This window comes from Streptomyces sp. NPDC057565, assembly GCF_042801455.1.
In the GTDB taxonomy this organism is placed as follows: domain Bacteria; phylum Actinomycetota; class Actinomycetes; order Streptomycetales; family Streptomycetaceae; genus Streptomyces; species Streptomyces yanii.
Window position 1 is genome coordinate 1 of sequence record NZ_JBHVFU010000120.1, and the last position, 10,936, is coordinate 10,936.

At 69.6% G+C, this 10,936-nt stretch carries 7 protein-coding genes and 1 pseudogene; 4 read left to right on the forward strand and 4 right to left on the reverse strand.

The features are described from left to right. Positions 1-508 (reverse strand): transposase (locus tag ACFU8W_RS51155; protein ID WP_384052691.1); only part of this gene is annotated, 508 nt, incomplete at its 3' end. Between the two features lie 303 nt (positions 509-811). On the opposite strand from ACFU8W_RS51155, the gene ACFU8W_RS51160 reads away from it, so the two are divergent. Further along, positions 812-1,435 (forward strand): NAD(P)-dependent oxidoreductase, encoded by a 624-nt coding sequence (locus ACFU8W_RS51160; protein WP_384052692.1) that lies wholly within the window; start codon positions 812-814, stop codon positions 1,433-1,435. A 149-nt stretch (positions 1,436-1,584) separates the two neighbouring features. Here ACFU8W_RS51160 and ACFU8W_RS51165 read toward each other — a convergent pair. Next, positions 1,585-1,770 (reverse strand): annotated as a pseudogene (locus tag ACFU8W_RS51165) (transposase); the annotation flags it as partial. A gap of 287 nt (positions 1,771-2,057) precedes the next feature. On the opposite strand from ACFU8W_RS51165, the gene ACFU8W_RS51170 reads away from it, so the two are divergent. Further along, complete coding sequence (locus ACFU8W_RS51170) at positions 2,058-3,761, forward strand: amidohydrolase (RefSeq protein WP_384052693.1); 1,704 nt, start codon at positions 2,058-2,060, stop codon at positions 3,759-3,761. 31 nt (positions 3,762-3,792) lie between these two features. Continuing rightward, a complete protein-coding gene (locus tag ACFU8W_RS51175; RefSeq protein ID WP_384052694.1) occupies positions 3,793-4,581 on the forward strand; it encodes a response regulator transcription factor in 789 nt (262 codons plus the stop codon). Positions 4,582-4,899: 318 nt separating this feature from the next. Here the strand turns inward: ACFU8W_RS51175 and ACFU8W_RS51180 are convergent, their stop codons facing one another. Continuing rightward, positions 4,900-5,667, reverse strand: a complete 768-nt coding sequence (locus tag ACFU8W_RS51180) for a hypothetical protein (RefSeq protein WP_384052695.1) — start codon at positions 5,665-5,667, stop codon at positions 4,900-4,902. 1,050 nt (positions 5,668-6,717) lie between these two features. Here ACFU8W_RS51180 and ACFU8W_RS51185 point away from each other — a divergent pair. Further along, the gene (locus tag ACFU8W_RS51185) at positions 6,718-8,319 is read left to right on the forward strand and encodes a TROVE domain-containing protein (protein ID WP_384052696.1); all 1,602 of its coding nucleotides are present in this window, start codon (positions 6,718-6,720) and stop codon (positions 8,317-8,319) included. A 907-nt stretch (positions 8,320-9,226) separates the two neighbouring features. On the opposite strand, the gene ACFU8W_RS51190 is transcribed toward ACFU8W_RS51185, so the two are convergent. Next, positions 9,227-10,654: a serine/threonine-protein kinase gene (locus ACFU8W_RS51190; RefSeq protein WP_384052697.1), complete on the reverse strand. Its 1,428-nt coding sequence runs from the start codon at positions 10,652-10,654 to the stop codon at positions 9,227-9,229. Positions 10,655-10,936 lie beyond the last annotated feature (282 nt).

Consider the following 10,936-nt stretch of genomic DNA (forward strand, 5'->3'; position numbering starts at 1 on the left):
GGCCGGCCAATAGGTGCGCGGCGGTGCTTGCCAGCTCTTCCAGCGCGGCCCGGACCGCCTCGGTGACCAGCTCCAGCCGGGTCAAGTCACGGACTGCGGAAAGGACATGGGTGGAGTCGGTGCGCTGCGTGGTGCGCTCACGCACCAGCCCGGCGTCCTTGAGCCGCGCCAGCGCCAGGTCGAGGAGCCGATCGGCTCGATCGCCCTCGATGAGGCGTTCACGGAAGTCGGCCAGCACACTGTGGTGGAATCCTGGATCGTCCAGGTCCAGAGCCATGGCGTACTTGAAATCGATGCGGCAGCGCACCGCCTCGGCCGCCTGCCGGTCCGAGAGGCCGAGGAGGAACTGAAGCACGCAGACGGTGGCCAACTGAGCAGGCGAGAGACCCGGCCGGCCGTCGCGCGGGTACCAGTCGGCGAAGTCCTGGTCGTCCCACAACCCGTCCAGCCGGTCTCTCACCCACATCGCTGTCGTGCCGTTCGGGTTGCTTGCCCGTGCGATCTGCACGGTCAGAGCCGGAATTTGCTCACCAGAACGGGGACAGAGAGACAACGAACACCTCGGCAACCACATCGGCCTGCGGGACAGCCCGAGCATGCCCGCTGATCTCGCTGCCGCACCGGGAAACTCCAAGATTCCCGACAGAGTCAAGCTAAGGGCTGTCCCGTAATCCCTGACGCCGCGCGCTGTTCCGTCAGGGATTACGGGACAGCCCTTGGCCGGTATCCCAGTGGTAACCGGGGCCTTCGATAGCGTCCGAGAACTGGCCGGGGTGCACGGGCTCCGGCCCCTGGTGAGAGGCGGTTCGTCATGAACATTGTGGTCTTTGGCGCCGGAGGTCGGGCCGGGCGGCAGGCTGTCGCGGAGGCGCACCGACGCGGACATCAGGTCACCGCGGTGGTGCGCGACCCTGCGGGCCACAACGACCTGACCGACGTGCGGGTTGTGGCAGGCGACGTCACGGACACGGCGAGCATCGAGCATGCGGCCGCCGCGCATGACGCCGCCATCAGTGCCGCCGCGGACCTGTCCGTGCCACCACACGAGTTCTTCACCGTGTCGTCCCGCGCCCTGACCACCGGCCTGGCCAACGCGGGCGCGCATCGCCTTGTGGTGGTCGGGCTCGCATCGGTCATGCCCGGTGCGTCCGGCGCTCCCCTGATGGACGAGCCCGGCTACCCGAACGAGTACCGCTCCTTCTCCCTCGGCCACGCGGCGGGCCTCCACGAGCTGCGGAGGTGCGACCTGGACTGGGCGTACGTGGCCCCGGCGGGCGACTTCGACCATGAGGGCACGCGCACTGGCCGGTACCGGATCGCTGAGCATGGCGACTTGGCCAGCCGGATTACGTATGCGGACCTGGCGATCGCACTGATCGACGAGATCGAGGTGCCCCGCCATCACCGGGCCGCCGTCAGCGTGCGGGAGGCGTGACACCCGAGGTCCACGACAGCCCGGGGCGTGGGGTGCGGCTCCAGTGGAGCGATCACGTTTTTGGGCGGATGGTGTCGAGGACCGTGGTCACCGCGGCCCACGCTTTTCTCACCCTCCGCCGCCTGGACCCCAAAGCCCAAGCGCCGGCCTGAGATGTGGTGGTGCCAGGTGCGGCCGTCGAAGTGGTCCAGTCCCAGGCCGTGCTTCATCTCTCGGTAGTCGTGCTCGATCCTCCAGCGCATCTTGGCCAAGCGGACCAGTCGCCGCAGCGAGGTGTCGGCAGGCAGGCTGGTCAGCCAGTACTCGGTGGGCGTTTTCTGGCCGGTGGGCCAGTCGCTCGGCGCCGCCGACGCCACGGGTGACCTGATGCACCTGTTGGAGCGCCTCGTCGTCTGGATCGCGCGCCGTCACCGCCTACATGTGCGCCCGGGTCGCCCAACCGCGATTCGCCCCATGCCCTCCCGAAGCCCGAAACGATCCCGAGCACGAGGCGTCAACCTGCCACTGCGGGAGCGTGTATCGGTGGGATGACCGATGTGCGGGAGGTGGGGGCGCGGTCATAGTCCTCGGAAGATCGTTCGTGGGTGGCCGTGGTGCGCCCATTTGTGGAAAGGGACCTTCTGTGGACACGTATGCGGATCTGGTGTTTCTTGGCGGGCGGGTGGTCACGGTGGATGCGGAGTTCTCCGTCGCCTCGGCCCTGGCGGTGACCGGTGGGATCATCAGTGCCGTCGGTGGGCGGGACGACGTCGCGCCGCTCGTCGGACCCGGCACCCGGGTTGTCGACCTGCGGGGGGCGACACTGCTTCCCGGTATCAACGATTCCCATCTGCACGGTTGTGCCTTCGGCATGGCGACGCCGCCGCTCTCCTTGGACGTCGGCCATCCCGCCGTGTCTTCCCTCGCGGACGTGGCCGAGGCGGTACGGGAGGCCGTCGGACGGGTTCCGGGCGGGCAGTGGATCACGGGGCACGGCTGGGACACCGGTTACCTCGACGAGTGCGTCTCCGATCCGTCATGGCTGCCCTCGCGGCGCGACCTCGACGCCGTGAGCCCGGACCACCCCGTCGTCCTGTATTCCTTCTCCGGGCACGCCACCTGGGTCAACTCCAAGGCAATGGAGCTCATCGGGATCGACCGGCACACCGTCGCGCCGCCCGGCGGGGCCATCGTGGTGGACGAAGCCGGGGAGCCGACCGGGCTGCTCCACGAGGGGGCCCAGGCCCTCGTCCAGAACGCGCTGCCGCCGCTCAGCCGGCAGGAGCGGACCGACGCGATCAGGTCGACCCTCGCCACACTTGCCCGGCTCGGCGTGACCAGCTACACCGAGCCCGGGCTCGGCCCCGGCGGCGTCGGCATCATGCGGGGTGCGCTTGGCGCGGAGACCCTCGACGTCTACCGCCGGCTGCTGGTCGACGGCGAACTCACCGCCCGCGTCGGCGTCCTGCTCCTGCCCACCGGAATGGCGAGCACCGCCGAGGAGTTCACCCGTACCCTCACCGCCCTCGGCGAGTCCGGCGCCGCCGATCCGCGCCGCCTCGCGATCCATGGGGTCAAGATCTTCGCCGACGGCATCGTCCCCAACAAGACGGCCTGGATGCACGAGCCGTACGTCGGCGGCGGCTGCGGCTCCCTGTGCGTCGGCGGCGAGACCGACGCCGAGCGGATCGCCGAGATCGACGCCATGATCCGGCATGCCCACGCCGCAGGGCACCAGCTGGGCGTTCACGTCACCGGTGACCGGGCCATCGACACCGTCGCGGACTCCTTCGCCGCGGCCATGGCCGAGCACCCGCGGCCCGACGCCCGCCACTACGTCATCCACGGCGACTTCCTGACCGCGCACAGCATGAAGGTGCTGGGCGCGCACGGCTTCGGCGTCAACATGAACCCCACCATCAAGTGGACCGTCGCCGACATGGAGGAGGAGTTCGTCGGCGCCGGAAGGGCCGCGTACGCATGGCCCTACCGCGATGCCATCGACGCCGGCGTGCGGGTCGCGAGCGGGTCCGACGCCCCCGTCACGTACCCGGACTGGCGCCAGGGCGTCGCCACCATGGTGCTGCGCGAGTCGAAGGCCACCGGCCGGGTCAGCGGCCCCGAGCAGCGCATCGGCCTGGCCGAGGCGATCCGTACGTACACGATCGACGCTGCCTGGCAGGACTTCGCCGACGACTGGAAGGGCTCCCTGGAGCCGGGCAAGGTCGCCGACCTCTGCGTGCTCGACGGGGATTTGCTCACCGCCGACCCCCACGACATCCCGGAGATGCCCGTCGTCCTCACCGTCATGGACGGGCAGGTCGTGCACGACACCCTTCGCGATTGACGTATTCCGGGCACATGATCATCCTTGGAGTATGGCAGCGGAGCGGAGCACGGCGAACATCCTGGACGCGGCCGTCCACGTCCGTGAGGCCGCCAGGAGCGCCACGAGCGGCGCGACCGGCGCCGACACGGTCCTGGCGGCGCTGTCGGAGGTGATGGAGTACGACCACGCCTCCCTGGCCCGGTGGGATCCGCTGCGCCGACGCCACACCACCTTGGCCGGGAGCTACCCGGACGACGCCACGGCCTACATCGAGACCCGCCTCCACCACGACCCGGTGTTCCCCGTGCTCCGCAGCCCGGTCCGAGGCGGTCTCTGGCTCAGGGACGTCCCCGGGCAACTCCTGGCGGTATCCCCGGGCTTCCAGGATGTGCTGTGTCCCCTCGGCATCGAGGACGGCGTGGCCCAGTGCCTGTTCGCCGCCGACGGCCGGTACGTCGGCATGCTGAACGTCAGCACCCGCCGGCTGCGACGCACGCCCGATCCGGCGCGTGCCGTGTTCACCCTGCTCACCGAGGCGCTCGCCGCGGCCGTCGACACCCGCGCGGGCCCGCCGCCCGAGGCGGTCGCCGCGGCCGACTCCGCCGCGGACGCGCGGCACCCGGACGCGCGGCGGCCCGGCGGACTCTCGCCACGGGAGCTCCAGGTGCTGGCCGAACTGACCGCCGGCCGCACCAACCGGGAGATCGCCGAGCGGCTGTACATCACGCCGCGCACCGTAGGAACCCATATCGAGCACATCCTCGCCAAGCTCGACCTCCCCAACCGCGCGGCCGCCGCCGCCCGAGCCGCCGCCTGGGGAATCGAACCCTCCCGCTGACGCGAGCCCGGCAACGCAAAACGCTTGGACCGCGGACGCGCCCCTGCAGACGCTCCGTTTCCTCACCTGCTGGGGCGACAACAGAGGGTGGAGGCAGGACCAGTGTGGTCCCACGCCTGCGGGCTGGACGATCTTGTGTTGCCGTACGCGCTGCCCGTCCCGTGCTCAACTCGCCACATCACATGCTCAGTCACACCTATTGTCACTGAGCGTCGAAGTTGGCCGCTCGGCGCGCTCCGGGGCCCCCAGAGACGCAAGATGGCCCGGCCGGTCAGCCCGGCCCGGGGCGGGCCGAGCGGACCGGCCGGTGCCGGGTTGTCAGCGCACGTCGACGTAGTCGCCCGTGGCGTTGACCGCCGACGTGGTGGAGGTGCCCGCGAAGGACCAGCGCCAGTAGCCGTCGGCCGAGGCCGTGACCGTCGTCGACAGGTTGCCCGTCGAGTTGGTGTTGACCGTCTTGACGGTCGTGTAGGTGCTGGTGCCCGCCTTGCGGAACTGCAGCTTCACGGGCTGGTTGGTGTAGCCCGCGTAGGTGCGCTTGTCCCAGTTGGCGCGGCTCAGCTTGCCCGTGACCTTGAGCGACTTGCCCTTGGCCACCGGCTCGGGCCCGGCGTCGACGCTGAGCTTGCCGCGGCGCAGGACCGGGTGGGTGATGTCGCCGCCGTTGTTGTAGAGATCGCCGTCCTTGGACTGGAGCTGGACGACCACCTTCCACGGCCCAGCGAGGGTGTTGCGGGGCACGCCCCAGCCCGAGTCGAGCTTGAAGGTGAGCTTGCAGGTGGAGGTGGTGGCGCTGCTCGCGGTGCACGTCGGCGTGCCGTGGTACGACCAGTAGTTGTCCCCGACCTCGCGCTTGATCTGCAAGAACGCGAGCTTGCTGCTGATCCCCGAGTCGTCCGAAGCCGTCACCGAGATGGTGAACGACTCGGTCTGGGAGGTGCCGAGGACGATGGGCTTGCCGCCGTTCACGGACACCTTCTGGATCACCACTCCGGTCTCCGCGGCGTACGCGGCCGGAGCTGTGACAGCGGAGGCGGAAAGGATCAGGGCGCCGCTGAGTACGGCGCCGATGGATGTTGCGCGCAATGAATCCCCAATGTGTCGAGCCGGCCCCGGCCGTGTGAATCCCCCCGGCCGCAGACTTGGCAGGTGGCGTGAGGATACGTCACCCGTGCGGCTCGGTCTCAGCCGGTGTTCGGCCCGCCCAGCCCCACGCCTTGTGCATCGCTGCTCCGGACCGACGGCGACAGGCCCCTGACCCGCCAGGCTCCACTGGCCGATCTGGACAGCCTGCGGGAGTTCATGAGCGACCTCGTGGATGCGCTGAAAGGTGCACATCCGGCTCTGAGGAGGTTGGGTCACGGCAACGTGATCCGGCTACCCGATCACACATATTCGTGAGCCGAAGCACGTTGGTTGTCACATAGGAAGGCTTGTTGTCACCTGTGGGTAGAGCGGGTGAGCTCCGCATCAGGTGATCCCCAAGCTGCTCTCCTCTCCTTGGAGCGGCGGAGCGCCGATGCGACGGCCCCGCATCCACCGGCTGAAGGTGTGCACGCCGCGGATCCTGCTGCGGTGAAGGGTTGTTCGCGCGGCCCCGCTCCGGTGTGGGTGGTTCACCGAGGCGGCGCGTACCGCGTGCGTGTGCTCCCGGCGGGTGCAACCCCCCAACGGTCCTGAGCGGAAGGCGACGGCCCACTGGGGTGTGGACCACCACTGGTGGAACCGCCTGGGCGGGGCCCGGTGGATACGGGCAGGGCGTCGCCCGGGGCTCACGCGGGGGAGTCCCTGCGGGCGAACCATTCGCGGGCTGACACCGACCCTGCTTGTGTGCCCCGCATGGTCCTCCCTTTCCGGGCCCAACGGCGCCCGTGTCGGAGTCCGAGAACAGGCCCGCGTTAATCGCTGGTGTGTGGCTCGGTGGCCCTTGTAGGTTGGCATCGCGACCGCGCCTCCGATGCGCTCGGCTGCGGCTACTTCCTTCTGACAACCAAGTGACGCCGCCGCCCCTTTGATCTCGGCAGGCGCGGGCGTCTTCGCCCCGTCGGACCTTTTGGCCGGGGCCGTCCAATCCTTTGAATCCGGGGGGATTCGCTGACTCGTTACACCCGACGCGTCTCCAAGATCTGGCCCGAGATGCTCGTGGCCCCGCACGTCTCGGCGGCCGCCCGCTCCCTGCCGCCGCCACAGCTCCATCACGGGCCCGCCAGGCCGGACTTCCGCACCTATGAGGGCGGCCCCGCCTTCGTCCGGGAGCCCCGCGAGGAGCTCTTCCTCCTTGCGGTCGGCAACTTCGTCTCCCAGCGGGCCTTTTACGAGAGCGGTGAGGAACGGGACGACCGGTACGCCCGTCTCGTCCGAGAACTCGCTGTCCAGGACCCCGTGTGGACGGCCGGCCTGCTGCGCTGGCTTCGCAGCGAGGGCAACATGCGCACGGCGTCCCTGGTGGGCGCCGCCGCGTACGTGCGGGCCCGGCTCGAGGCCGGGGCGTCCGAAGGCCCGTCCAACCGGTCCGTGATCGACTCGGTACTCCAGCGCGCCGACGAGCCCGGCGAGCTGCTCGCCCACTGGATCTCGGAGTACGGGCGGAACGTGCCGCAGCCCGTGAAGCGGGGCATCGCCGACGGCGTACGCCGGCTGTACACGTCCCGGTCCCTGCTCAAGTACGACACCGCGTCCAAGGGCTTCCGCTTCGGTGATGTGCTCAACCTGGTGCACGCCTCCCCCGACCCGGACAAGCCCTGGCAGGGCGCGCTCTTCCGGTACGCCCTGGACCGCCGCCACCACCCAGAGCAGGCGGTTCCGCCGGCCTCCGACCACCTGCTGACGGCCCACCGGGCGCTGATGGAGTCGGCTGCGGACGAGCGGTGGGCGGTGGTGACCGGGCCGGGCGGCCCCGAGCGGCTGGCCGCGGCGGGCATGACGTGGGAGGCCCTGGCGGGCTGGCTCCACGGACCGATGGACGCCGCCGTCTGGGAAGCCGTGATCCCCACGATGGCGTCGATGGCGCTCCTGCGGAACCTGCGGAACTTCGACGAGGCGGGGGTCTCGGACGAAGTCGCGGCCCGGGTCGCCGCACGGCTCTCGGATGCCTTCGAGGTCGCCCGGTCCCGGCAGTTCCCCTTCCGCTACCTGGCCGCCCACCAGCACGCGCCGTCGCAGCGCTGGGCGGTAGCGCTGGAACGGGCACTGGGCCACTCCCTGGCCAACGTACCGGCCTTGCCCGGCCGGACTCTGATCCTGGTGGACCGGTCCGACTCCATGTTCTGGGACACCGTCTCCGAGCGGTCCAAGCTGACTCGGGCGGACGCGGCGGCTGTGTTCGGTACCGCGCTGGCCATGCGTGCCGAGCAGGCGGATCTGGTGGAGTTCGGCTGGCGCAGCGCAGAGGTGCCGTTCGAGCCGGGCGAGCCGGTGCTCGAAGTACTGAAACGGTTCCACAGTCTCGGAGGCACCCACACCACGAAGGCGGTGCGGACCCATTACCGGGAGCACGACCGGGTCCTGATCGTCACCGACGAGCAGGCCGCCTCCTACAGCCCCGGCGGGCCGGCCGAACCGGTCCCGGCCGATATTCCGGTCTACACGTGGAACCTGGCGGGGTACCGGCCCGCCCACGGCCCCACGGGTCCCCACCGGCACACCTTCGGCGGTCTCACGGATGCCGCGTTCCGGATGGTCGGCCTCATCGAGGCCGGCCGCGAGGCCGCTTGGCCGTGGACCGCTGAGCTGGCCTGATCCGAAAGACTCGGCCTGGCTTGAGGTTTGACTCTTGCAGCTATTGCACTGCCGCGCGGAAGCCGAACCTGCTCCACGTCGGAAGATGCTCAAGGAAGTAGCGACGTCGTTCTGGAACACCGGCGTTGAGGTGGTCCGTTGTACCGACGTTTCGTAAACGTCGATCTTGTGGGGCGAGGCGGGCTCAGCCTGCCCCAGGGCCGATGAGTGATGCCCCGGTGTGCCCATCTCGTCGCGGTGTGAGGGCAAGTAGCCCGGTGCCGCGTACGGGTTTCTTCGGCGAGGTCGCGCGGGCTGATGCTGAGTGCAGCGGCGATCTCAGGGGCCATGCCGTAGGTGATGATGTGCGGGTTTTTATCGGGGTGGTTCGGCATCGTGATGTCAACGCTGCAGGTGTGGGATTTCTTCGCGGAGCGTTTTCAGAGCGGGGGTGACCGACCGGTGCCAGAGGAGGGTGAGACTGGTGCCGCACCGCTCGCGCAGGGCGAGCAGTTCGACAGCTTCCCTGGGTCGCGATCACGGAGTCCATCCAGCACGTGACGGCCCGGGCGGCTCGACACCTGCTTTAGGAGTTCGATCTCGCCCCTGCGTGGCCGCGGTCTGGCCCGTGCGTGGGTGCCATTGCCGTGTGCTGACTGTCGCGGCTGTTCGTGGTCGTTGATGTCAGCGTTGGATGTCAGCGGAACAGATGCGGCACGGGGCAGACTTTCCATGACCAGTCCGGTCGGTCTGCCCAGCGCCACCAGGCGTGTCGGTCGGCGCACTTCCACAGCGTCCGACTGGGGGCCGCTCTCGTCCGGCCCAGTTCGTCGCTGTTGGTGTCAGTCGTTGGTGTCAGACATCAGGGCACACTTGACATTCGGTATCGCTGACAGTGCAGCGTGCAACAGTCGGTGTTGCTGGTTTGTCAGCCGAATGCGGCGAGCTGGTTCAACAGCTGCATGACCTGGGAATCGCCGCTCCATTCACCCTTCTGCTGGGCGTCGGTAAGGCGCTTACGCAGGTCGCGGGCCTTGTCTGCGGCCTTGTCGGTCTCACCCTTCTCGACCCTTTTGTTGATCTCGGCTGCCTTCTTCTGGGCGTCGTCGTACAGGTCCGGCTTCATGGAGCCGGACTGGACGGCGAGCGTGGCGGAGAGTTGGCGGGCGAGGGTAGCCGCGTCCTGGGCGGTCGTCTGTTTCACGCTCGGGGTAGGCGTGGGGCTCGGGCCGCGAGTGGGGGCCGACGACGGGCTGGGGGAGGGTGGCTCACTGATGGTCGGGGGAGCGGAGGAGGCGGTGTCCTTGCTGCTGTCGCCGCCGACAACGAGGAAGAGGACCGCGAGAAGGCATGCGCCGCCGGCGACCAGACCGCCGAGGACGAGCGGCAGGGGCGGACGGGCCCCTTGCCGGGGGCGGCTCCGTGACGGAGGCGATCCGTCCGCGGAGACGCTGATGGCGGGGAGAGGAGCGGTGGCGTCGACGGGCGGCAGGAACTGGGTGGCCTGGGCGCGAGCTTCGGCGGCGACGGCCGCCAGGTGCCGGGCGATGTCGGCGGCATCACCGGGGCGGTCGGTGGGGTTCTTGGCCAGCAGGGCGTGGACAGTGCCCACCAGGTGCGGCGGGGCGTCCGGGCGTATCTCGTCCAGTGGGGCGGGGTGCTCGTGGACGTGGCGGTAGAGCACTCCAGCGATGTCCTGGCCGGGGAAGGGCGGTTGCCCGGCCAGCAGTTCGTACAGCACGCAGCCGAGCGCATACAGGTCGGCGGCCGGGCCCACCGGGTGCCGCAGTGCTTGCTCGGGGGCGGTGTACGCGGCGGTGCCCAGCGCCAGGCCGTCGTCGGCGGCGGCGTGTTCGGCCAGCTGCGCGATACCGAAGTCGACGACCTTGACCACGCCGTCGTCGCTGAGCAGCAGGTTGGCGGGCTTGATGTCGCGGTGCACCACCCCCGCGGCGTGTGCGGCGGTCAGGGCGCGCGCCGCCTGCGCACCGAGGTCGGCAGCCTGCGTCCAGGCCAGCTGCCCTGAGGCGGCGAGTACATCGGCCAAGCTGCGGCCACGGACGAGCTCTATGACAAGGAACGGGCGGCCGTCGGCGGCGTGCCCGAAGTCGTACACCGCGGCGATGTTGGCGTGGGTGAGCCGGGCGGCGGCGTGAGCCTCGTGACGGAACCGCTCGGCCGCGCCCGCATCGCCCGGCGCGGCGGCGAGTAGCTTGACCGCGACCTCCCGGCCCAGCGCGCTGTCCCACCCGCGCCAGACCTGGCCCATGCCGCCGCTGCCGAGCGGCTCGATCAAGCCGTACCGGTCCGCGAGCATCTCGCCGTGCACACTCCACCCCCACACCTGGTTCGTCAAAGCGCACACTTTAGGCCAGCCCGATCATCCGCGGCGTTCCAGGCAGAGATGCGAGAACAAGCGGGCGAACGCTTTCATCTCGCCGCGCGCGCTGTTGGCGCTTAGCCTCGATCCACCGGGTGATGGTTCGTCCAGTGCCTGGACATGAAAGTGGAGATGCACTCTGACCTGGGAAAATAGGAGTTCTGGAGCCGTAAGGGAATTACTGTCGGTTTTCGCACTGATCCGGTGCGTGCGGTGGTATACGGGCTGGCATGGGGATATCGGATGAGGTCCTGGCGG